Source organism: Methylobacterium sp. J-076, assembly GCF_022829405.1.
In the GTDB taxonomy this organism is placed as follows: domain Bacteria; phylum Pseudomonadota; class Alphaproteobacteria; order Rhizobiales; family Beijerinckiaceae; genus Methylobacterium.
On record NZ_JAKSXW010000078.1, the window covers coordinates 40,856 to 61,696 of the forward strand.

Annotated in this window: 23 protein-coding genes and 1 pseudogene; 9 read left to right on the forward strand and 15 right to left on the reverse strand. The window is 69.3% G+C overall.

Translation table 11 applies throughout. The features are described from left to right. Positions 1-151: 151 nt before the first annotated feature. The gene (locus MKK53_RS06675; protein ID WP_243927913.1) at positions 152-1,015 is read left to right on the forward strand and encodes an oxidoreductase; all 864 of its coding nucleotides are present in this window, start codon (positions 152-154) and stop codon (positions 1,013-1,015) included. Positions 1,016-1,051: 36 nt separating this feature from the next. After that, positions 1,052-2,031, forward strand: a pseudogene (locus MKK53_RS06680) (aldo/keto reductase). Between the two features lie 15 nt (positions 2,032-2,046). On the opposite strand, the gene MKK53_RS06685 reads toward MKK53_RS06680, so the two are convergent. Continuing rightward, positions 2,047-2,319: a hypothetical protein gene (locus tag MKK53_RS06685; protein ID WP_243927914.1), complete on the reverse strand. Its 273-nt coding sequence runs from the start codon at positions 2,317-2,319 to the stop codon at positions 2,047-2,049. Between the two features lie 202 nt (positions 2,320-2,521). Here MKK53_RS06685 and MKK53_RS06690 point away from each other — a divergent pair, with 202 nt between their 5' ends. Next, a complete protein-coding gene (locus tag MKK53_RS06690) occupies positions 2,522-2,881 on the forward strand; it encodes a hypothetical protein (protein ID WP_243927915.1) in 360 nt (119 codons plus the stop codon). A 91-nt stretch (positions 2,882-2,972) separates the two neighbouring features. Here the strand turns inward: MKK53_RS06690 and MKK53_RS06695 are convergent, their stop codons facing one another. After that, the gene (locus tag MKK53_RS06695) at positions 2,973-3,593 is read right to left on the reverse strand and encodes a PAS domain-containing protein (protein ID WP_279598856.1); all 621 of its coding nucleotides are present in this window, start codon (positions 3,591-3,593) and stop codon (positions 2,973-2,975) included. Positions 3,594-3,731: 138 nt separating this feature from the next. Between MKK53_RS06695 and MKK53_RS06700 the strand changes: the two genes are divergently transcribed. After that, the gene (locus tag MKK53_RS06700; RefSeq protein ID WP_243927917.1) at positions 3,732-4,079 is read left to right on the forward strand and encodes a hypothetical protein; all 348 of its coding nucleotides are present in this window, start codon (positions 3,732-3,734) and stop codon (positions 4,077-4,079) included. Between the two features lie 220 nt (positions 4,080-4,299). Here the strand turns inward: MKK53_RS06700 and MKK53_RS06705 are convergent, their stop codons facing one another. From MKK53_RS06705 to MKK53_RS06715, 3 genes are all read right to left on the reverse strand, one after another. Then, positions 4,300-4,563, reverse strand: coding sequence for a hypothetical protein (locus tag MKK53_RS06705; RefSeq protein ID WP_243927918.1), 264 nt, complete (start codon positions 4,561-4,563; stop codon positions 4,300-4,302). A 3-nt stretch (positions 4,564-4,566) separates the two neighbouring features. Next, on the reverse strand, positions 4,567-5,331 hold the full coding sequence (locus tag MKK53_RS06710; RefSeq protein WP_243927919.1) for a Crp/Fnr family transcriptional regulator: 765 nt from the start codon (positions 5,329-5,331) through the stop codon (positions 4,567-4,569). A 261-nt stretch (positions 5,332-5,592) separates the two neighbouring features. Next, positions 5,593-6,351, reverse strand: a complete 759-nt coding sequence (locus MKK53_RS06715; protein ID WP_243927920.1) for a Crp/Fnr family transcriptional regulator — start codon at positions 6,349-6,351, stop codon at positions 5,593-5,595. 436 nt (positions 6,352-6,787) lie between these two features. Here MKK53_RS06715 and MKK53_RS06720 point away from each other — a divergent pair, with 436 nt between their 5' ends. Continuing rightward, positions 6,788-7,081, forward strand: coding sequence for a hypothetical protein (locus tag MKK53_RS06720; protein WP_243927921.1), 294 nt, complete (start codon positions 6,788-6,790; stop codon positions 7,079-7,081). A gap of 416 nt (positions 7,082-7,497) precedes the next feature. Then, a complete protein-coding gene (locus MKK53_RS06725; RefSeq protein WP_243927922.1) occupies positions 7,498-8,289 on the forward strand; it encodes a Crp/Fnr family transcriptional regulator in 792 nt (263 codons plus the stop codon). A gap of 102 nt (positions 8,290-8,391) precedes the next feature. On the opposite strand, the gene MKK53_RS06730 is transcribed toward MKK53_RS06725, so the two are convergent. The 6 genes from MKK53_RS06730 to MKK53_RS06755 all read right to left on the reverse strand — a co-directional run bounded on the left by MKK53_RS06730 (position 8,392) and on the right by MKK53_RS06755 (position 12,112). Beyond that, positions 8,392-8,688, reverse strand: a complete 297-nt coding sequence (locus MKK53_RS06730) for a hypothetical protein (protein WP_243927923.1) — start codon at positions 8,686-8,688, stop codon at positions 8,392-8,394. A 150-nt stretch (positions 8,689-8,838) separates the two neighbouring features. After that, positions 8,839-9,105, reverse strand: coding sequence for a hypothetical protein (locus MKK53_RS06735; protein WP_243927924.1), 267 nt, complete (start codon positions 9,103-9,105; stop codon positions 8,839-8,841). 4 nt (positions 9,106-9,109) lie between these two features. Continuing rightward, positions 9,110-10,072, reverse strand: coding sequence for a PhnA-like protein (locus tag MKK53_RS06740; protein ID WP_243927925.1), 963 nt, complete (start codon positions 10,070-10,072; stop codon positions 9,110-9,112). A 482-nt stretch (positions 10,073-10,554) separates the two neighbouring features. After that, complete coding sequence (locus tag MKK53_RS06745) at positions 10,555-10,962, reverse strand: hypothetical protein (protein WP_243927926.1); 408 nt, start codon at positions 10,960-10,962, stop codon at positions 10,555-10,557. Between the two features lie 104 nt (positions 10,963-11,066). After that, positions 11,067-11,345 (reverse strand): hypothetical protein, encoded by a 279-nt coding sequence (locus MKK53_RS06750; protein WP_243927927.1) that lies wholly within the window; start codon positions 11,343-11,345, stop codon positions 11,067-11,069. A gap of 2 nt (positions 11,346-11,347) precedes the next feature. Then, positions 11,348-12,112 carry a Crp/Fnr family transcriptional regulator gene (locus tag MKK53_RS06755; RefSeq protein WP_243927928.1) on the reverse strand — a complete coding sequence of 255 codons (765 nt, stop codon included), beginning with the start codon at positions 12,110-12,112 and terminating at the stop codon, positions 11,348-11,350. 173 nt (positions 12,113-12,285) lie between these two features. On the opposite strand from MKK53_RS06755, the gene MKK53_RS06760 reads away from it, so the two are divergent. Further along, positions 12,286-13,020 carry a Crp/Fnr family transcriptional regulator gene (locus tag MKK53_RS06760; RefSeq protein ID WP_243927929.1) on the forward strand — a complete coding sequence of 245 codons (735 nt, stop codon included), beginning with the start codon at positions 12,286-12,288 and terminating at the stop codon, positions 13,018-13,020. A gap of 287 nt (positions 13,021-13,307) precedes the next feature. After that, the gene (locus MKK53_RS06765; RefSeq protein WP_243927930.1) at positions 13,308-13,865 is read left to right on the forward strand and encodes a PAS domain-containing protein; all 558 of its coding nucleotides are present in this window, start codon (positions 13,308-13,310) and stop codon (positions 13,863-13,865) included. A 101-nt stretch (positions 13,866-13,966) separates the two neighbouring features. Here MKK53_RS06765 and MKK53_RS25365 read toward each other — a convergent pair whose 3' ends face one another. Together MKK53_RS25365 and MKK53_RS06785 are read right to left on the reverse strand one after the other, a co-directional pair. Next, positions 13,967-17,170 (reverse strand): YadA-like family protein, encoded by a 3,204-nt coding sequence (locus MKK53_RS25365; protein WP_279598857.1) that lies wholly within the window; start codon positions 17,168-17,170, stop codon positions 13,967-13,969. Between the two features lie 326 nt (positions 17,171-17,496). Further along, positions 17,497-18,090, reverse strand: a complete 594-nt coding sequence (locus tag MKK53_RS06785) for a PAS domain-containing protein (RefSeq protein ID WP_243927931.1) — start codon at positions 18,088-18,090, stop codon at positions 17,497-17,499. 146 nt (positions 18,091-18,236) lie between these two features. On the opposite strand from MKK53_RS06785, the gene MKK53_RS06790 reads away from it, so the two are divergent. Next, the gene (locus MKK53_RS06790) at positions 18,237-18,479 is read left to right on the forward strand and encodes a hypothetical protein (protein ID WP_243927932.1); all 243 of its coding nucleotides are present in this window, start codon (positions 18,237-18,239) and stop codon (positions 18,477-18,479) included. 81 nt (positions 18,480-18,560) lie between these two features. Here MKK53_RS06790 and MKK53_RS06795 read toward each other — a convergent pair whose 3' ends face one another. Together MKK53_RS06795 and MKK53_RS06800 are read right to left on the reverse strand one after the other, a co-directional pair. Next, the gene (locus tag MKK53_RS06795) at positions 18,561-20,141 is read right to left on the reverse strand and encodes a TadG family pilus assembly protein (RefSeq protein ID WP_313901534.1); all 1,581 of its coding nucleotides are present in this window, start codon (positions 20,139-20,141) and stop codon (positions 18,561-18,563) included. A gap of 116 nt (positions 20,142-20,257) precedes the next feature. Further along, positions 20,258-20,716, reverse strand: coding sequence for a TadE/TadG family type IV pilus assembly protein (locus MKK53_RS06800; RefSeq protein WP_243927934.1), 459 nt, complete (start codon positions 20,714-20,716; stop codon positions 20,258-20,260). Between the last annotated feature and the right edge of the window lie 125 nt (positions 20,717-20,841).

Below are 20,841 nucleotides of genomic sequence, written 5' to 3' on the forward strand. Positions count from 1 at the left end.
CGAGCGGCCCGCCGCGCCGGAGGGCTTGCCGCGGACGGGGGGAGCCATCCCCCAAGGCGAGACCGGTGGAACCCGGCGATGTTTGCCGCGCTGACGGTCGGACGCTCCGCCGCGATGGAGGCGCCCCGCTCCCCACCGCCGAGATCACCCGATGCCGCTTCCCTCCGATCCCGTATGGCTCATCACCGGTTGCTCGACCGGCTTCGGTCGTGAGCTCGCGCGGGCCGTCCTGGCCCGAGGCTGGCGCGCCATCGTCACCGCCCGGGATCCGGGCAAGGTGGCCGACATCGTGGAGGGGCACGCGGAGCGCGCCCTCGCCATCGGCCTCGACGTGAACGATCCCGCCGAGGTGGCCGCGGCCATCCAGACCGCCGAAGGGCGGTTCGGGCGCATCGACGTCCTCGTCAACAACGCGGGGTACGGCTACCTCGCGGCGATCGAGGAGGGCGAGGACGGGCCGGTGCGCGCCCTGTTCGAGACGAACGTGTTCGGCCTCGTGGCCATGACGAAGGCGGTGCTTCCGGGGATGCGCGCGCGGCGCGCCGGGCATGTCGTCAACGTCTCGTCGGTCGGCGGGCTCGTGGGCTTCGCGGCCACGGGATACTACCATGCCACCAAGTTCGCCGTGGAGGGGCTTTCCGCCTCCCTCGCGATCGAATGCGAGCCGCTCGGCATCGGCGTGACCGCCGTCGAGCCCGGCCCGTTCCGCACCGATTGGGCGGGCCGCTCGATCCAGCAATCGCAGATCCGCATCGCCGACTACGAGGCCACCGCCGGCGCCCGCCGCAGGCAGACCGAGGAGCGCAGCGGCAACCAGCCGGGGGACCCGGTCCGGGCGGCCGAAGCGATCATCGCCGCGGTGACGGCCGCAACGCCGCCGCGCCATCTCCTACTGGGCAAGCCGGCCCTCGATCTCGCCCGGCAGAACCTCGACACGCTGCGGAGCGAATTCGACACCTGGGAGGCGACCACCCTGGGCGCGGACTTCCCGCAGCCGGGGCCCTCGGCCACCTGAGCCGGACATTCGGACAGCCCCAGACGGGAGTCGACCATGGATTACGTGAAGTTCGGCCGGACGGGACTGAAGGTCTCGCGGCTCTGCCTCGGCTGCATGACCTACGGCGACCCGGCGCGGGGCAGCCATGGCTGGACGCTCGACGAGGAGCGCGGCCGGCCGTTGATCCGTCAGGCCCTCGAGGCCGGGATCAACTTCCTGGACACGGCCAACGTCTACTCGGACGGCACATCCGAGGAGATCGTCGGGCGCGCCATCAGGGATTTCGCCCGGCGTGACGAGGTCGTCCTGGCGACGAAGGTGTTCAACCGCATGGGTCCGGGCCCGAACGCCGCCGGCCTCTCCCGCAAGGCCATCATGGCGGAGATCGACGCCAGCCTGCGCCGGCTCGGGACCGACTATGTCGACCCTACCAGATCCACCGCTACGATTACGACACGCCCATGGAGGAGATGCTGGAGGCGCTCCACGACGTCGTGAAGGCCGGCAAGGCCCGGTACATCGGCGCGTCGTCCATGGAGGCGTGGCGGTTCGCGAAGGCGATCTACACCGCGCGCCGGCATGGCTGGACCGAGTTCAGCAGCATGCAGAACCACCTGAACCTCCTCTACCGGGAGGAGGAGCGCGAGATGTTGCCCCTGTGCGCGGAGGAGGCCATCGCCGTCATCCCCTGGAGCCCGCTGGCCCGGGGCCGCCTGACGCGGGGCTGGGACGAGAGCAGCGAGCGGCAGCGGGCGGACGAGTTCGGCAGCACCCTCTACCGGCAGGCCGAGGATGCGGATCGGCGGATCGTCGATGCGGTCGGCACCATCGCCGCGGCACGCGGCGTCCCCCGCGCCCAGGTCGCCCTGGCCTGGATCGCCCAGAAGAGCGAGGTCACCGCGCCGATCATCGGCGCCTCGAAGCCGAACCACCTCACCGACGCGGTGGCGGCCCTATCGCTCGACCTGTCGGCCGACGAGATCGCCGCCCTCGAAGCGCCCTACATTCCCCACCGGGTCATCGGCTACGTGTAGCCGTCGGCGCCGCCCTCACACCGGCAGCGGTCTCGCCTGGAGGAGGGCGGCCCGCACGAAGGGGCGCTTCAGCCCCGTACCGACATTGGGGCGGCCGACGAACTCCTGGGCGCCGGGGTGGCTGCGCACCGCCTTGACGAGGTTGAGCCGGTAGCCCCCCTGGAAGTGGAACACGCTGGGGGTGGAGCCGGAGAGGAAAGCCTCGACCGCCGTATCCACCTCGTCTTCCGAGATGAGGTTCCGGTCGCACAACGTCCCGATGGTCTGGAAATCTGTCATCGGGGGCATGTAGGGCGCCTCAGGGCGACAGGGGATCCGGCAGGCATTTCTATTCGCACGACCCCGTGCTAGTCATGCTGCAGTGCAGCATGAGCCGTGGCCCGTTTCGAGCCGGATGCGCGCTCCCGGGGCGGATCGCGATTCTCCTCAGGCACGACGATCGACCGCGCGACGCGCGGTCCGATGCCCGTCCCGCCGGAAGGATTGTCCCATGCGCCTCGTCCCGACTCTCGTCGCCTCCGTCATCGCCCTCTGTCCCGCCTGCGGTTTCGCGTGGGCCACGCCCTGCGCGGAGCAGATCGACACGATCCAGCGGCGCCTCGACAGTGCCGGCGCGGTCCAGGTCACCGGCCTGCAGCCCGGCCATCCGGTCCGGCTCGGCTCGCCGCGGGGGCTGGCGGCGGCTCCGTCCGGGGTCCCCAGCGATGCCGCCATGATCCCGACATCGGACCATATCGCCGAAGCCCGCGGCCTCATCCGGCGCGCGGTCAACGAGGATCACCGCGGCGACCAGCGCGCCTGCGAGAACACGATGACCGATGCCAAGGGGATGATCGGCGCCCTCCCGTAGGCCGCGCCGGGCTTCCGCCGGGGGCGTCTAGACCTTTGTCTTTCCCACATTTTCTCGCGCCGAACCGGCATCCCCTTCGGCGGAAAATGCTCTAGTTGATCAGGTTCTTCCACCTCTTCGTGTCCGTCTGCTGCTGCGTGGCGAGCTTGCGGCCGATGGCCCAGAGGAGGGTGTCGATCGCCTGACGCAGGATCGATCCCTTCGCTTCGCCCAGTTCCTCGATCTCGTTGTGGACCTCGATGGCGAAGCCCGCGAGGCGTTCGAGGGAGGGCCCCGTATCCTCCGGCTTCACGAAGAAGGCGCGGTCCTCGACCTGTCCGTCCGACTTGCTGTCGGTGATGTCGATGACGATGCCCCGACCGATGATGCCCCCGGCATGGGAGTCCCACTCGAAGCGCCCGCGCGCCAGCACCCAGCGGATGTCACGGGGTGTGGGACATGTGCGGTACTCGATCACGAACAGGCCGCCTCGTTGGCGCACGCAGGCGATCTTCTCCTCGAAATCCGGCAGATCTTCCGGATGGATGTGCTTGGTGAACGCGACGAGGGGGAGCCCTTCGGCGGCCTCGTCTGCATTCACACCGAATACGGCCGCGGTGATGGCATCGGCAACTGTCCGGTCGCAGGTCGTATCCGTTTCCCAGGTCCCGACTTGCGATGCGGTCAACGCACTTGGCACGAACGCCAGTACCGGTTGAGTTCCCCGCGACATGATTCAGCCCTAGTCGCCGTCAAAACCGATATGCTCTACCGTGGAACGGACCAGATAGTTCCAGAGGGGCAATCCGGGAACCGGACATCGCCAGAATGAATTCATTTTGCTGAACCAGGCTTCGGGGTGGATCTGATCTTGGGACAATCCACTCGACCCTTCGGTCCGCCCGGTGCGGGCGCCAACGACCGGCTGCTGCAGCGGATCGCGGCGGCGCTCGGCGTGCCCGTCGATGCCCTCTTCGTGCCGCCCGACCAGCTCCTGTTCCACACGGGCCCCGACGGGACGCAGTGGCTCCTGGGGAATGCCGCCCCGGGCTCACCGACCGGGTGCTGCGTGTGCGTCCACGCTCCGGAGCGCATTCCGGCGGAGGAGGACGTGGCGACCTTCCTGGTGCAGAACCTCGACAGCCCGCAGGGCCAGGCCCTGGCCGCCCTCATCGACCGCGTGCTGACGATGCACCTCGGCCTGGGCATGCGCGTCTAGTGCATCGATCCAGACGAAGGCGTCAGCCGTGTCTGGAAAAATCGATGCAAAAACATGAAGTTAGAGCAGAGACGCATGAACGGAGTGAGTGCGTCGCTGCCCTAGGGCGTTTGCCGCGGGCCTTGGATCGGGTGTTCCCACGGCTCCGGGCCGGCCCCCTCCCCACGAGGGGGGGGGAGCGCGCGGCGAGCCCCGCGATCCGGGGTTTCGGGAAGACGCCCTAACCCTTCAGGTGCTGTCGCACCCAGCGCGTCGCGTCCTCGAGGGTATCGAAGGCCGGCGGACGGACGCCCGCGAGCCGGCCCAGCCCCACCTCCAGGAACCACGCGCCACACCGGGCGTGCTCCGGGACCTCCAGGCGGACCAGGATGGCCACGAGCTTCCCGTTGGCCAGCACCAGCATGCCGGTGCGATCCAGGCTCGCCGTATCGACGGCGATGGGCTGAAGGACGACCAGGGTCTCGACGTTGTCCTGGCCCCCCACCCGCTACCCCTCTTGGACGTCGCTCAGCCACGGCACCTGCCGCCGGCCACTCCAACGCGTGTTCCTGAGGTGGAGGTAGTTGGGATTGAACCCGCAGTAAGCCTTCAGCTGCTCCACGTCCAGAATCGTCAGGACGCGGTGCTTCAGCGTGATGAGTTCGAGCCGGCGCAGCTCCCTCAGCGTGCGGCTGATCTGCACGTCCGACAGGCCCATCGTGTCGGCGATGTCGGTCTGGGTGAACGGGAAGGCGTAGCTGTTCTCGGTGACGCGCCCCACGGTCTCCAGGCGCAGCAGCAGCTCGCAGAAGAGATGTGCGATCCGCTGGTCGGCCTGGCGGCTGCCGATGTTGACCAGCCATTCGCGCAGCACCGCCTCATCGACCAGGGCACACCACAGGAGCGCCCGCGTCACCAGCGGATACTGGGCCATGAGCTCGTCGATGGCCTGCCGGGGGATCCCCACCACCTGACAGGGGGAGATGGTGCCGATGTTGTGGTCCATCTGGTCGAGGATGAAGACGTTCAGGTCGCAGAAGTCGCCCGGCACGAAGAACGCCATGATCTGGCGCTGGCCGTCCGGCAGGATCTTGTAGCGGCAGGCATAGCCGTCGAGGATAAGATGCACATTCTCGGGGGTGTCGCCTTCCCGGATTAGGTCCGTCCGGGCTCCCACCTGCCGCGTCCGGGGAGCGAACGCCCGCAACGCCGCGCGGTCCGCGGCCGTGAACGTCTCGAAGTTTTCAAGCTTGCGGATCAAGGCATCTTGCATCGGACCACGGCGGCAACGAACGATCCGCCACCCTATGTCCAGTGTGGGACAAGAAACCCTGTCATAGGACGGACATTGGCAGGTATCTGCAGCTAAGATATCGCAACCGTTATAACAATCTTTCCGCTGAAAGAGAAACGAAGCCTCTGAGGACACGATCGGGTGAGCGACCAGATCTGCCGATAGCTTGAGCGGCCGGTCGCAATGGGGGTGAGTCGCGGCCGGTGCGTGTCGCCCGCGGGGGCTCCAAGACGACGACGGTCAGCCCGCCGCCCGCTTCCGGAGCTGCAGGTACGTGGCATCGAATTCGGCCACCCGCAGGAGTTCGTCCCACGCCTCGATCACCAGGGTGCTGCTCCGGAGCGTGATCAGGGTCTGGTCCCGCATCTCCTTGAGCACGCGGTTGACGTGCACGGGGGTGAGCCCGAGCGCATCGGCCATGTCGGCCTGGGTGATCGGGAGCGAACAGCGGAAGTTCCCGGCCAGGCCCACCGCCTGCATCTTCAGGTACAGCTCGCAGAACATGTGCGCGATGTGCTCGAAGGCCGAGCGGCGGCCCATGCTGACCAGCCTTTCGCGGAAGATGCCGGCATCGATCAGCGTGTCCCGCCAGAACACCGCCGCGAGGCTGGGATGCTTCGCCGTCAGCTCCCCCAGGCTCTCGTGCGGGATGAAGGCGACGCGGACCTTGGTCACCGTGGCGAGGTTGTGGTCCAACCGGTGGATCTGCAGGCTCTGCAGGTCCGGGATGTCGCCGGGGATGTGGAACGACAGGATCTGCCGCTTGCCCTCGCTGAGGAGCTTGTACCGGCAGGCCCATCCGTCGAGGATGAGACAGCAATGCGTGGGCTGGTCGCCGTCGCGCACGATGTCCTGGCGAGCGTTGAGGTTGTGGATCCTCATCGGCAGGCCCTCGATTCCCTGCCGCTCCCCGGCCGAAAGGGGGGCGATGCTTTCCAGCTTGCGGATGAGCATGCCGGGGGCCTGCGGATCGGGGACGGGGCTGGGAACGAAATTCATGGCGGCTTCACCTCGGCAGGACAGGTGGAAGCACGCGGCTCTTCCAGTCACCAGAACCTGTGTCGGATCAGCTGATGATGATGGGGAACGTAAATCTCTGTTGGCCCCATGTTCTGTCATAAGACATGTTTTATCGGAGAATTACATATCGGAAGTGTTGGTTTTTTCGGCAGCCGGCCGTGCCGCGTACCTGTCGAAATCCGGCGACGGACTTGGTGGCGACGGAGTTCGTGGCGAGGAACTCGGCGGTGCCGCCGGGCGGCGACCTTTGCCCTGGGCCGGGCGCGGATCGCTCCCACCACGACGGCATCGATACTGTTTTTGCTTCCAGATTTATTTGGATGACGGATCCATAACGTCACACACTCAGAACTTTCGCGCCCGGCCCCATGTTGATCGCGTGTGCTCATCTTTTTCGAGCAAGCGAGGTTCACGCGTGTCAGACAGCATTTCCGGCCAGGACAGCCGCCAGGGCAAACGCGGCAAGCCGGCCCTCTACGTCCTGATCGTGAGCGTCGGCCTGATGCTGGCGTCCCTGGCCGGCCTGATGATCTGGCAGGGCGCGACGTCGCCGCCGGACTATGCCAGCCAGAGCCAAGCGGCCTCGCGCAAGCAGATCACCGGCTCCGAGACCGGCAAGGCGGATGCGCCGTCCTCGGCCGCGAGCAGCGGCGTGCCGGGGGGCAACCCCGCCTATCCGCAGCCCGCCGTGCGCAGCGCGAACCCGTGAGCGCGTGAGGAAGGTGGCGGGCGGCGCTCGGCTCCGCCCGCCACCTCCCAGACCGAGATCGTAAGATAGAAAAACTAAGATGTTTTCGAAAATCGTTCCTGGATTTGGCGCCGGATTGCTGCATCCGTAGCAGTAATTTTCTGAGATTCCTGCTTTTTGATCAGATAGAGTTTTGAAATTCCTGCCATGTCGCGATGGCTGTCGCCGCGATGATGCGGGCGGCGCGAGTCCTGCGAGCGTGTTTTGCTGTCTCACCGCCCGCACGGCGTGGTTCGACCCGAGCCCATTCAGGCCCCGCCGCCCAGCCGGGGCCGTGGGGTCGTTTTCCGTGCGGATCGCCGGGGGCGTCACCGGCCGCGCCCCACCGCCCTGTCCGCCGCCGGTCGATCGGCGCGCTCACCCGCGGGGGCGGTTCGATGCCGAATGCGCTGACGCAGAAGCTCGAGGGCTTCGAGCCCCTCACCGATCACGCCCGCTGGACCCTGGACGGCCTTCTGCTCAAGGTCCGGCCCGTGGGGGCGCGCCGGGATCTGATCCTGGAGGGGGACAAGCCCGAGAACGTGCTGCTCGTCCTCGACGGCTTCGCGTGCCGCTACAAGATTTTGCCCAATGGCCAGCGCCACATCATAGCCCTGCTCGTGCCGGGCGATTTCTGCAACCTGAACGTGTTCGTCCTCGATGAGATGGACCACGCCATCGGGACGCTCTCGCCCTGCAAGGTCGCCGACATCCCGCGCCGGGCCATCGACGAGGCGGCGAAGTCGCATTCCTGCATCGCGCGGTCGTTCTGGTGGTGCTCCCTGGTGGACGGCGCCGTCCTGCGCGAGTGGCTCGTCAACATCGGCGGGCGGTCCCCGGGCCAGCGCATCGCGCATCTTCTCTGCGAGCTGCTGATGCGCCTCGAGGTGGTGGGGCGCGTCACGGACGACAGCTACGCGTTCCCGCTCACGCAGACCGAGATCGCCGAGACGATGGGCCTGTCCGACGTGCATGTGAACCGGACGCTACGGGAGCTGCGCGCCCTCGGCCTCATCCACCTCAAGCGGCGGGTGCTGACCATCCTCAACGTCCAGCGGTTGAAGGCCTTCTGCAACTTCACGCCGAACTACCTGCACTTGCGCAACACCCGCTGGGGCGAGCGGCAGGACACGAGCGGGCCCGGCCCGGTGCCGCGGGACACCAGGGATGTCCGGGCGGGGCAGGACTGAGCCCGCCCGCGCGGGGCGCGCGGGGCCGATCCCGGTCGAGGCCGCCCCCCGATCCACAGGAGACCGGGGGGCCGTGTGGGCGCCGCAGCGCCTCGATGGTCCTCAGCAGTCGCTGTCGCCGGGCTTGACCACCTTCCCCTCGGGGACCTTCGCCTCGTTCCCCGAGGGGCGCGAATTGGCGCCGATATTGTTCATCGCCCCCACCGTGCCGGGGGATTCCGCCTTGGCGCCGGGCGTCACGTTCATCGTCGAGCCGCGATCGACGTTGGAGGAGGCGTCGCCGGACTTCTGCCCGGTGCTGTCGGTGGTCGTCCCGGTCGTGCAGGGGGCGGCCGCGGCGATGCCGCCCGAGAGGAGCATCGCGGCCATCGCGCAGGTCAGGGTGGAGACGGTCTTCATGGCAGAATCCTTGGATAGGGGAGGATGGCGGTGGGAGGATCGGTGGCTGGACCATTTTCTGTCATCGATGGATCACAGAAAATGGTCTAAGACTTTGTCTTTGCAGCATTTTATTGCGCCGAACCGGCATCCGCTTCGGCGAAAGATGCTCTAGGGAGAGATGTCGGACTGGCCGGAGGCCATCCCCGAATACTTGGCGATGGCCTCCCGGCAGCCGGGCGACACCTTCCGGGCATTCGCGCGGAAGCAGGCGACGACCTCGGTGCCGTTCGGATCGAGGCCGGCGCAGAGGCGGGTGTAGCCCGCCAAGCAGAACGGCTGCAGGGATGCCCTGGACCGTCCCCCCTCCTGAGCCTGCGCGCCGAGCGGCCCGCACGAGGCGGTGGCGAGCAGGACGAGGACGTGGAGTTTGGCCACGGGGTCAGGCCGTGGCGCGGGTGACGGTCGGATCGACGGCCGCGGTGCGGCCGGCGAAGAAGGAGGCGAGGGCGCCGAAGATCAGGGCGAGGGCACCGAACAGGGCACCCTGCGACACCCGGCGGGCGGCGGCGTCGGCGATCTGCTTCGACTGTTCCTTGGTCGCGGCCACGGTGTCCTTGAACTGCTGGGTGTACTGGCCGACCTGCGTCCGGGCCTGCTCGACCGGGATGTTCTGCGCCTTGGCGAGGGCCACGGCGGCCTTCTCCTGGGCGGCGGCCTGCTGGGCTCCGTCGCCCGAGACGGCGGCGCGCATGGCGGTGACGGCGGTGTCCTTCAGCGCGGCCGGATCGGACCCGGTGTTGCTGCGGACGTTGGCCTCGATGCCCGAGAACGGATCGGTGACCTTGGTGAGGGACGGGGCGGCCGCCTGCGCCAGGGTGGAGACGGACCCGCCCGCCGCGTTGCCGATCCCGCCGATGGCCGACGACGCCGTGCCGAGGGCTCCGCTGACGAGGCCGCTGGCCGCCGAGGACAGCATGTACAGCACCACGAGGGTCGAGACCGCCCAGGCCAGGAGGCCGTGATAGCCCGCCGTCGTGGAGGACGGCTTGCCCGAGAGCCGGCCGGCGAAGTAGCCGCCCGCCACCGCGGCCAGCACCCCGGAGATGACGAACCAGAGGCCCGCGCCGATGCTGAGCGTGCTCGCCGCCGGGGTGCCGTCGCCCATGGGATCGACCGTGGAGAGGCCGATGCCGAGGCCGAGCATGTTCAGGATGACCTGGGAGATCAGCGCCACCGTGGCGCCGGCGAGAACCGCGCCCCAGGACACCGAATGGAGCATCATCGTCCGCATGTCCTCGGCGGGCGTGACGGCGCTGGTCTGGGGCAGGGTGCGGTTGAGCGCACCCCTGTCCCCGCCGGAGCGGCCGGGTGACACGGGTGTGGGCTCGGTGATGCTGGCCATGGGAGGCTCCTGGGTCTCGGTCGGGAAGGGCGGGGCGACGGACCGGGATCGGTGGATCCGGCCGCGTGTGCGGGGGCGTGATCGCGCGGCCGTGGCCGGGACGAAGGGCAGGGGGCCGGAAGGGGCGACCGGGCCGGCCCGGTCGGGGCGCGGGCGTGATCGCCCGATGGACCCCTGTGGCACGATGCCAGGGCCGAGCCGCGTTGTTCTTATCGAACAGCCTCGCCCGGACGGATGTTCCGAAATTTTGAAACAAGATTATCGCGAATATAGTAGATCAGTTTTTGAATTATTATCGATCGTCGTTCCGCGGGGGGGCGTCGAATGACGCGTCCGCTTCGATCGCGTGTCGCGTCGGCCGGAGCTGCCCGAGGCCGCCGCACGATGGCGCGGGGGCATCCCCGTCATCCCGGCGATCACCCGCGACGATGCCCGCGGGCCGGGCCATCCCCGCACCCGGCGCGGGAAGAGAGGAAGGCCGCTCAGATCCCGACGCTGGCCGCGCCCGCATCGGCCGCCTGTCTGGCCGTGGCGCCCTTGCGCAGGGCCGAGGCGATCGCGGCCGACGCGGTGTCGATGGCGCTGGCGCGCTCGTCACCGAAGTCGCGGGAGCTGTTCGCGTTCGCGCCCACCCGCGCGTGGAAGTTGTCCGGGAAGCGCTCGCGCATCCGCTCCTTCAGCATTGCCGTCGCGCTGCGGTAGTCCCCGTCGAAATCCCTCGCCGCCTGGACTGCCTTCGTATCGCTCCCCGAGCTATTCCGGAGGTCGATCGATTGATGGCTCGCCTGTGATTCGTGTCTCGCCGACATGAAGCTGGCGAGCTTGGAAAAGAAGCGTTTGATGCCGTTCATGGGATACACCGGGTATTGTTGTGGCGGCCACCGCTCCATCACGTCTCTAGCACGCTTGGGCGGGCGCAAAGTTCCGAAGTGGCTCCAGGGCGGTCTTCAGCGATGCGGCGGCGGGGTCCGCGGCCAAGAGGCGGCCGGGCCTCTCATGGCCTGACGCGGGCGGCCCGGAGGCGCTGGCGGACCCATCGGGTCGCGTCTTCGAGGGTGTCGAACATCGGCGCGCGCACGCCGGCCAAGTGCCCCAGGCCCGCCTCCAGGAACCAGGAACCGCGCTGCGTATGGTCGGGCATGGCGAGGCGGACGAGAACCGCGACGAGAAGCCCGTTCGCGAGCACCAGCATCCCTTCACAATCGGGGCTGCCGGTATCGACGGCGATGGGCTGAAGGACGACCAGGGTCTCGACGTTGTCCTGGTCCGCCACCGTTATGCTCCATGGCCGCTGGTCAGCCACGGCACCTGCCGGCGGGCACCCCATCTCGTATTCTTGAGATGTAGATAATTGGGATTGAAGCCACAGTACGCTTTGAGTTGCTCGACGTCTAGGATCGTCAAGACCCGGCGTTTCAACGTGATGAGTTCGAGCCGGCGCAGTTCCCTCAAGGTGCGGCTCACGTGTACGTCTGAAAGGCCCATCGTGTCGGCGATGTCGGTTTGGGTGAACGGGAACGTATAGCTGTTCTCGTTGACGCGGCCCACGGCTTCCAGGCGCAGGAGCAGCTCGCAGAACAGATGCGCGATCCGCTGGTCGGCCTGGCGGCTGCCGATGTTGACCAGCCATTCGCGCAGCACCGCTTCATCGACCAGGGCACACCACAGGAGCGCCCGCGTCACCTGCGGATATTGGGCCATGAGCTCGTCGATGGCCTGCCGGGAGATCTCCACCACTTGGCAGGGCGAGATCGTGCCGATGGTGTGGTCCATCTGGTCGAGGATGAAGACGTTCAGATCGCAGAAGTCGCCCGGTACGAAGTAGGCCATGATCTGGCGCTGGCCGTCCGGCAGGATCTTGTAGCGGCAGGCGTAGCCGTCGAGGATGAGGTGGACCCGCTCGGGAATGTCGCCTTCCTGGATGAGGTCCGTGTGCGCCCGGACCTGCCGCACGCGGGGAACGAGGGCTCTCAACGCCGCCCGATCAGCGTCGGTCAGCTCCTCGAAGCTCTCAAGCTTGCGGATCAGCGCATCCTGCATCGGGCCACGGTGGAAAAAGTCGATGGCCCACCCTACGTCTGGAATCGGACACCCACTCCAACATAAGATGGATATTATTCATTCGCGGGTGGCAATCTCGTGGACGGGACGCTGCCCTCGGTCGCGTCTGTCGGACCGAGGGCGCAGCCGCCCTGCCGGGTGTGGATGGCATCATGTCAGAGCCGATGCAGGATACCTGCGCGAACCGCCTGCTCCGGTCCCTGCACCCGGACGACTTCGCCCTGCTCCAGGGGCATGTGAGGCTGGCGACGCTGGCGGTGGGCGACGTGCTGATTCGGCCCGACACCGCGATCCCGCAGGTCGCCTTCGTGGAGCAGGGCATCGTGTCCCTGATCGGCAACGCCCCTGACGGCGAGCGGATCGAGGTGGGGCTGGTGGGCTTCGAGGGCCTCGTGGGCACCCCGGTGCTGCTGGGCGCCGGCCAGACGCCGAACGAGGCCAAGGTGCAGGCGCTCGGGCTGGCGCATGTCATGCCGGCCGAGGCCTTCGGCGAGGTGCTCCGGAAGAGTCCGCGCCTGCACAGGCAGCTGCTGTGCTACGTCCACGTCCTCTCCGTCCAGATCGCCTCCACGGCGCTCGCCAACGGGCGATACAAGCTGCCGGCGCGCGTCGCCCGCTGGCTGCTGATGTGCCACGACCGGACCGACGGCGATGAGCTGCCCACGACCCACCGCTTCCTGTCGCTCATGCTCGGGGTGCAGCGGCCGGGGCTGACCGCGGCCATCTCGGCGCTGGAGCGCTCGGGCCTCATCCAGCGGCAGCGCGGCATCCTGACGATCCGTGATCGCGAGAGTCTGCTCAAGGTGGCGGGGGCCTCCTACGGTGTGCCCGAGGCCGAGTATGCGCGGCTCATCGCCAGCCCCGGCCGGGCCGCCGGTCCATCATGACGGCCGGCGCCGCGTCGTTCGGCGCGGCCGGCTGCCGCACTTCGGAGCGATATCGACAGAACACCGGTGCCGTCCGCGCTGGTGTGGACAGGATCGGCCGCCATGAAAAGCGACGATGCCCAATGAAACTGTGTTAGGATGCAGGAGAAGCGGGAAGTCGTTGACTGTGGGTGTGCATTCACGCCCGTCGCGCCGGTCGCGCATCGGGGTGAAACGACCAGCATCACCGGGCCCGTACTTTTCCGCAGCGCGGATCGCATGGTTCCGGCATGCGGCAGAGGACGAGCATGCCGTCAGAGATTGCAATCGATCCGGCGCTCCGGGCCGCCGGCTTCATCGGCATCTGGAACACGGACGTACCGTCCGCGTCGTCCATTCTGGACGACGGGGCGGCCGAGTTGCTGGCCGGTGACATCGACCTCGCCGGGCGCCCCCTTCCCCTCGAACTCGCCCTGAGGCGGACGCACCCCGAGGATCGCGACTGGCTGTTCGCCCGGATCCGGCAGGTGCGGCAGACCGGCGGCCCGGTCTCGGCCGAGTTCCGGGTCCTGACGGCCTCGGGGAAGGTCCGGTGGGTGCTCAATCAGGGGAGCCTCACCCCGGACGAGACCGGCCTGCTGAAGGGCCGCGGCGCCTACATCGACACCACCCATCATCACACGGCGTCCGTCCCGCCGCCGCGTCCCGCCGAGGTTGCCCAGGACGATCCGCTCATCGCGGCTGCCGACCACTGCCTCGACCTGCACGCGGCCCTCACCCGGACGGGGAACAGCCGCCTGCGTCACCTGTCCGAGATGCTGCTGTTCGAGATCGGGCAGAGGCTGGCCCGGCGCATGGGGCGCTGAGACGCCTCGTCCGGACCGTCCTGGCCGGTCGATGCGGAAAGGGGATGTCCGTGCCGCACGAGGCCGGCGGCAGGACATCCCCCCTCCCTTCCCGAATGCTCTCACCACGCCATGGTCAATCCACCCCGCCCGCCGACGTTGCTGCGCCCGCTGGTGGCGATGCCGATGCCGGCCGAGGCGAACAGGTTGTCGGTGATCCGGGCGGTGCCCGTGGCGCCGAACGCGGTCTCGCCGTGGTAGGCGCCGAAATTCGCTGAGACCGCGAACCTCTTGCCTTCGGGCAGGACTGCCCCGGCGAGGGAGAGGGCGATGGCCGTGCCCTGGAAGGCGCTGCGCATGTCGCGCTGCAGGCGGGCGGTGGCCACCTGCAGGTTGGCGACGTTCCCCTCCAGGCTCCCGATCCGGTTGTTCATCGCATCCAGGTTCCCCGGCCCGTAATTCGTCGCCGCCAGGTTGCCGGACGCATCCGTCGTGACGAACCCGGTCGCGCCCGATTGCGCCGCGGTGCTCTCGGCCGAGGGCAAGCCCGCGAGGGTGTAGGTCTGGCGGGACGTCCCGATGGCCACCTGATTGGCCCGGGTCGTCGCGGCCCCCGTGCCGATGGCCACTCCGTTCTCCTGGTTCGCCTGGGCCGCGCGCCCCACCGCGAGGGAGTCCGTTCCCTGGGCGCTGGCGTTGACGCCCACGGCGGTGGCACCGGTCCCGCCCGCATTGGCCGAGCGCCCGAGGGCGGTGGCGTTGTCGGCGGTGGCGCTGGCGAAGCCGCCGAAGGCCGACGCCTCGTTGCCGCTGGCGACGGCCCTGTAGCCGACCGCCGTGCTCGGGTTGGCCGTCGCGGTGGCGCCGTAGCCGATGGCGGTGGCCCCCACCTGGGTCGCCTGGGCCGCCGCGCCGAGCGCGGTCGCGGCGACGGCCGTCGCCTGGCTCTGCTGGCCGAAGGCGGCGCTGTCGGCGCCGCTGGCGAGGCTGCCGGCCCCCACCGCCGTGCTCCGGTCGGCGCCCGCGCTGCTTCCCTGGCCGATCGCCGTGGCGGACGCGCCGGTCGCACTGGCCACCGAGCCGATCGCGACGCTCGCCGCCCCGGTCGCGGCGGCCCCGTAGCCGCTGGCCAGGGAATCCGCCCCCGACGCGACCGGAAGGGGCGCGCCCCGGGTGTTGTTGGCGCGGATCGGGATGTCGAGGATCCTGGCGTTCAGGGTCTGGGTCGTGGCATCGAGCTGGCTGAGGTTCACGGCATCGCCGGCCTCCGTGCCGTTGGCGACACCGCTGATCCTGCGGGGGCCCTCGGTGCCCGTGACGGTGACGACCGTCCCGCCCGTCTGGGCTCCGATGGTCACGGTCCGGTCGCCCCCCGACTGCTGGACGAGGGTGGTGCCCGGCGTGCCGGCCTGCAGCGCGGCGAGCTGCTGCGTCACCGTGGTGATGGCGCCGGCGTCCTGGGCCAGCGCCACGTCCACCGCCCCGAGGGCTTGGCCGACATCGGTGTAGATGCCGCCGCGGATGGTGTAGCTCGGGCCCGTGAAGGTGCCGCTCTGGCCATCGAACCGCGCCCCGCCGCCGAACACGCCGGCGACCTGCGTCGCGGTGTTGAAGAGCTGGCCGCCGGTCACGGCATCCGTCGCGCCGGCGGTGGTCGCCCCCGCCGCGACGTTGACGATCCGCCGCTCGGCGCCGGCCCGGCCCACGGAGACCGTGTCGGCCTGATCCGCGACCGAACCATTCCCCAGGGCGACGGATCGGCTCGCCGTGGCGGAGGCGCCGGGGCCGATGGCGAGGGCATCGGTTCCGGAGACGACGGGCGGGGCGAGGCCGGCCTGATTGCTGGCGGCCAGGGGAAGGTTGGACACCGCCGTGCCGACGTTGCCCAGCGCCGTGTTGAGCTGATCGACGTTCACGGCATCGCTGCCCGTGCTGCCGGCGGCCACGCCCGTGATCCGGCGGTTGCCGGCCGTCCCGCCGACATCGACCACCGTGCCGTCCGTGGCCGCGCCGACCGTGATCGTGCGGGTGGTGGGGTTCTGCTGGACGAGGCCGACGGTGCCGGCATCGAGGCTGCTCCTCAGGTCGATCAGCGTGGTCGACACCGACGCCACCTGGCGATCCGTCACGGCGAGCTGGCCGCCGTTCACCGCCTCGGTGGAGCCGATCGCCACCGCCCCCGGCGCGACGCCGCGCAGGGTGACGGGACCGAGCGTGCCGCCCTTGCTGAGATCGACCGCGTTGCTCGGCGCCCCCGCCACCCCCGGCACATACTGCACCGACAGCCCGTCGAGCGCGCCGATCGCCCGGTCGACGGAGCCGTAGGTGGTCCCCGCGACGCTGTAGCTGGGGCCGCGATAGGCGCCCGTCGTCGGGTCGAATCCGGCGCCTCCCCCGAGGCTCGTCGCGAGGTTGCCGCCCACGGCCGAGAGCTGGCGCAGGTTGACGGCGTCCGTCCCCAGCGTGCCCCCGGCGACATTGGTGATCTGCCGCTCGGCGCCGGCCGCCCCCACGGACACGGCGCCGTTGGCCGAGGCCACCGGGGTCCCGCTGAAGGCCTCCGCCGCCCCGCCGAGGCCGGCGCGGTCGGACACCGCACCGCTCCCGAGGGCCACGCCGTTGGCCGCCGACACCGCGCTGCGGGCGCCGAGGCTCAATCCCGCATTCGCCGACGCGTTCGCGTCCGTGCCGAGGGCGACCGCGTCGGCCGCGGTGCTCTGGCCGCGCAGGCCGATGGCGATGGCGCTGCGGCCGTCCACGGAGGCCAGCGAGCCGAGGGCGATCGCGTCGGTGCTCCCGACCAGGGTCCGGCTTCCGTCGCCCACGGCGATGGCCGAAACCTCGGCGGCCGACGGGGCGGTGGCCGTGAGGCTTCCGAGGCCGCCGATCTGGCCGCCCCCGAGCGACAGCCCCTTGCTGGTGTCGAAGGTCAGGCTCGACGCGCCGATGTTGCAGCCCCCCGGAACGGCCGCGGTGAGGACGTTCCCGTTCGCGTCGAGGACGCCGACCTGCAGCGTCGTGTTGGACAGGGGCGTGACGATCCCCTGATTGACGCCATCGACGATGCCGTTGAGGCTATCGGTCAGGCCATTCACGAGCGGGAACGGGGTCGTGACCGTGGCCGTGTTGGTGAGGCGCGGCAGCGTCACCCCGAGGCCGGCGCACAGGTTCACCAGCGAACTCGACTGGGCCTGCGCGCTCCCGACGCCCACGAGGGCGGTCGTGCTCGTGGAGCACAGGGCGAGGGCGGCGAGATATCCGGCCCGGCGGCGAAGCGGGACGGCGCCTTCCGGCTGTGCCCTGCGGAGTCCGATCCAGAGTGCCATTGCCTACAACCTGTGAGCGATTTACGATGTCGCAATCACAACCTGTGGATGTTAAAAATTGATTGAAAATATCAACCGATAGCCGGTTTCTTCTAGCACAGGTTGTATTTCGAAGCAGCGCACAGGCGGGGCATTCGCCGCGCTCAGACAGGCTTCCCGGACGAACGATCGCTGCGGATTCCGAGGGGTAAACCCGTTCGCGGGGGGGGCGTCGCCGGCTTCAAGCCAGCCGGTCGCTCACGCCCGTGGCGGGCGGATCCGGCGGCGCCGGCAGGTGAGGGGGCCGGCCGCGCGATCCGGTGGGCGGATGCGGCGGCTCCCGTCGGTCAGTGCGGTCTTTGACGCCCAAGAGACAACCCGCGGGCGATCTCCCGGCCCAAGGCCATCAGGAGCTCCCGGGCGGGCTTGAGGAGGTACCGCAGGCCCGTCGCCTCGATCGCCTCGTAGGCGGCCACGCCGTGCTCCGCGGCGTCGTCCAGCGGGCCGTTGATGCCCCGGGCGAAGCGGCGCCGTCCGTCCGCCTCGACCTCGGTGATGTCGATGACGATGCCGAGGGTGAAGGTCCGGCTCCCGGATTCGTCGTAGTAGGTTCGTCCGCGGCACAGGACACGGCGCACGCCTTGTTTGCTCGAATTCACCCGGTGTTCGCGGATGCGGATATCCGGTGCCGACACGGACTGCCGCATCTGCGAGCGCAGCCACGCCACGTCGTCCGTATGTACGCCCGCCAGCGCCTCGCTCATGGCGAGGTCGTGCCCCGCGAGGCTGGCGTCACCCGCGAGCAGCTCGGCCGCCCCCGCGCAGTAGCGCGCGATCTGGCGCCGGTGATCCCATTCCCAGGTTCCGATGATGCCGGCCGCCGCCAGCGCGTGATCCCGCCGTAGTCGCGCAGGATGATCTGGGTTGAAATCGGGTATCACGGTTTGTCCATCATCCCGCATTTTGCTTGATAATTACAGCATATGACGGAGTTTGATATCACCGCATAATATTTTCTACAAGTTCGGCCGAAGTGGTAGAACTTGCGCGCCTTGGGACACCGTGAAGCTGTCAATGGAACGTCGCCATGATTGATCCGAAGGACGACGACCAGGAGCAACGTGCTTTGGCGAAGATCGCACAGGCCCTCGACGTACCGATCGAGACTTTCCTGGATCCCTCGGCCTTCGGCCAGGATCACCCCTCCGAGGCGGATCAGGAGAGCGAGCTGATCGAGCTGTTCCGCCGGGTGAAGGACATCCAGGCCCGTCGGCGGTGCCTCGGCTTCATCCGCAGCCTCACCGAACAGTCTGCCAAACCCAAAGTTTGAAGGAATGGGCGTCGGCCGCCTCGCGGCACCTCGGGATGAGGGCGCGGGCGGGAGGGGCGCCGTCCGCCGAGGGCGACGAGACTACTGGACGAGCACCGCTTGGCCGCACAGCGTGCCATCGACGTCGAAGTCGGCGTAGCCGATCCTCAGGCCCAAGAGCTTCAGGACGCTGGTGAGGACGAGGTCGAGGGGGGGAGCCGCCGCGCTCAGCGTCGCGCCCAGGGCCTGCGTGACGAGGGTGTTCCCGCCGACCCCGTTGACCTGCAAGGTGAGACTTCCGAGCAGGCTGCCCGTGAGCGACTGCGCCACGGCGCCCGACGAGATGCTCCGCACCGCATGGGTGGTGATGTCGGCATCCGTGAAGGTCAGGGACTGCGCCCCCGCGCCGATGGTCGATTGCGCGCGCCCGGTGACCTGGATCAACGGCAGCGTCAGCACCGCGGCCGGCTGCGACAGGTCGGGGCCGGTATCCGCGGTCGTGATGGCCGCGCGCGGAACGCTGGCGATGGCCAGCGTGGCGGCACCGGTCTGGCCGTCGATCACCACCTGCCGGCTCCCCGGGGGCGAGGATGCGCAGGTCAGGCTGCGCAACGTGCCCTGGGCGGGGGCGAGCGACACATAGAGCGGCAGGGAGAGCTGGCCCAGGCCGAGGGGCGCGGCGAGGCTGGTCTCGATCAGCATGCGCGTCTGGGCGGTGCGCACGGTGGCGTTGGCGGTGCCGGGGCGGACCCAGCCGGAGCTGCGCCGCCGTTCGCCGATGGCCAGCGTCAGCCGGGTCCCGAGGAGGCCGGGGATCGTCGCGCCGAGATCGACCGCCACCGGGTTCTGTCCGTTGGCGATGGCCGCGGTGGCGCTCACCAGCTCCATGACTTGGACCGAGGGGCCGGCGAGGCCCCGGGCCGGCGCGAGGGCGGCGGCATCGGCCAGGGCATCGATCCGGGCGATGGGCACGAGGTTGCCCGCATTGGGCAGGGCATTGAGGAGGCCCGTCAGCGCCGACACGGCGGCGGCGTTGCCCTGCGCGCCGACCCTCAGGGCCATGAGGATCTGCCCGACGCTGGCATTCGCCTGGAGGATCTGCGTGTAGCTCGCCCCGGTGAGGCCGAGGCTCACCCCCAGGGCGTCGAGGACGCGCAGGCCATCGACCCTGGCGCCGACCAGGGCGGTGTAGTCCATGACGCCGAGCGACAGCCGGGCGCCGAGGAGGGAGCCGAGCACGAGGTTGGCGACCCCGCCGTCGAAGCCCGCGAGGCCCGACCCTACGGTGAAGGCGGCGAATTGCGCCGTCGCGGCGGTGGCCGTCACGGCGATCGGGACCGCCCCCGGCATCCCGACGAGGCGGGCGAAGGTGGTGGGCGAGGTGGTGCCGAGCTTCACCCGGACGGCGTTGCCCGCGCCCCCCGCGCCCTCGCTGTAGCGGGCGCCGACCACGGCCGACGAATCGTAGGTGCCGACGGTCACGCTCGCCTGGGCGGTCTCGAAGCCGTTATCCGCGAGGGAGCGGCGGGCGATCGGGCTCGCGTTGGTCACGTCGATGGCCGCGAGCATGGCGGCGACGTCCGCGGCCCCCTGCGCCTTGCGCCGGGTGTGGACCGCGAGGCCGAGATCGACCCCGACGGCCCCCACTCCGAACAGCATGGTGGAACAGAGCGCCGTGAGAATGGCGACGTTGCCGCGCCTGGCACGGCCGAACCCGCGCCCCCCGGCGACCCGCCTCTGCGGCCGGCCGGGAGGTCGCCCGCGAGTGAGCGGAGGCCATCGCCAGGGGCGCGGGACCTTCACAGGCCCCCCCGGCGCACGCTCACCGTGCTCGTCAGCGCATTGGGCAACTGGGGCAGGATGCGCGAGAACAGGCCGAGGCCCAGGGTGGTGGCGTCCAGGGTCACCGTCACGACGGTCACGTTCGGGTCGCCCGCATCGGTGCCGACCTGCACGGCGACGCTGCCGGGCTTGAACATCGCGCCGTTGGCGAGGCTGCGCATCACCGTATCCCGCGCGATCGAGGCGCGTTCGGCATCGGTGATCCCGGCAATGGAGGCGCGGGCCGCCTCGGCCGTCACCAGCCGCAGGTTCTGCGCCGCGCCGATGAAGATGCCGAGGACGGTGATCGCGGCGAACAGGCTGATCAGCATGGGGGCGATCAGCGCGAACTCCACCGCCGCTCCGCCACGCCGGCACGAGCCCAGTTTGACCGGGCGCGGCAGGGGCGCCACCGTTGCGGGATGTTGACGGGACATCAACCCTCCGGTTGTATTGCCGATAGGCAGACAACCCAGGGTGGAATCAAACTCCTAATTTAAAGTTGCATAGGTTGTGCGTTATTGAACGGCGAAAGTCGTCGTTCGTCTGTCCTTTTCGCTCA

Bases quoted from the DNA above. Each gene is read 5' to 3' on its own strand.
- MKK53_RS06675 (WP_243927913.1), top strand. From the start codon at position 152: ATGCCGCTTCCCTCCGATCCCGTATGGCTCATCACCGGTTGCTCGACC.
- MKK53_RS06685 (WP_243927914.1), bottom strand. From the start codon at position 2,319: ATGCCCCCGATGACAGATTTCCAGACCATCGGGACGTTGTGCGACCGG.
- MKK53_RS06690 (WP_243927915.1), top strand. From the start codon at position 2,522: ATGCGCCTCGTCCCGACTCTCGTCGCCTCCGTCATCGCCCTCTGTCCC.
- MKK53_RS06695 (WP_279598856.1), bottom strand. From the start codon at position 3,593: ATGTCGCGGGGAACTCAACCGGTACTGGCGTTCGTGCCAAGTGCGTTG.
- MKK53_RS06710 (WP_243927919.1), bottom strand. From the start codon at position 5,331: ATGCAAGATGCCTTGATCCGCAAGCTTGAAAACTTCGAGACGTTCACG.
- MKK53_RS06715 (WP_243927920.1), bottom strand. From the start codon at position 6,351: ATGAATTTCGTTCCCAGCCCCGTCCCCGATCCGCAGGCCCCCGGCATG.
- MKK53_RS06725 (WP_243927922.1), top strand. From the start codon at position 7,498: ATGCCGAATGCGCTGACGCAGAAGCTCGAGGGCTTCGAGCCCCTCACC.
- MKK53_RS06730 (WP_243927923.1), bottom strand. From the start codon at position 8,688: ATGAAGACCGTCTCCACCCTGACCTGCGCGATGGCCGCGATGCTCCTC.
- MKK53_RS06740 (WP_243927925.1), bottom strand. From the start codon at position 10,072: ATGGCCAGCATCACCGAGCCCACACCCGTGTCACCCGGCCGCTCCGGC.
- MKK53_RS06745 (WP_243927926.1), bottom strand. From the start codon at position 10,962: ATGGAGCGGTGGCCGCCACAACAATACCCGGTGTATCCCATGAACGGC.
- MKK53_RS06755 (WP_243927928.1), bottom strand. From the start codon at position 12,112: ATGCAGGATGCGCTGATCCGCAAGCTTGAGAGCTTCGAGGAGCTGACC.
- MKK53_RS06760 (WP_243927929.1), top strand. From the start codon at position 12,286: ATGTCAGAGCCGATGCAGGATACCTGCGCGAACCGCCTGCTCCGGTCC.
- MKK53_RS06765 (WP_243927930.1), top strand. From the start codon at position 13,308: ATGCCGTCAGAGATTGCAATCGATCCGGCGCTCCGGGCCGCCGGCTTC.
- MKK53_RS25365 (WP_279598857.1), bottom strand. From the start codon at position 17,170: ATGGCACTCTGGATCGGACTCCGCAGGGCACAGCCGGAAGGCGCCGTC.
- MKK53_RS06790 (WP_243927932.1), top strand. From the start codon at position 18,237: ATGATTGATCCGAAGGACGACGACCAGGAGCAACGTGCTTTGGCGAAG.
- MKK53_RS06800 (WP_243927934.1), bottom strand. From the start codon at position 20,716: ATGTCCCGTCAACATCCCGCAACGGTGGCGCCCCTGCCGCGCCCGGTC.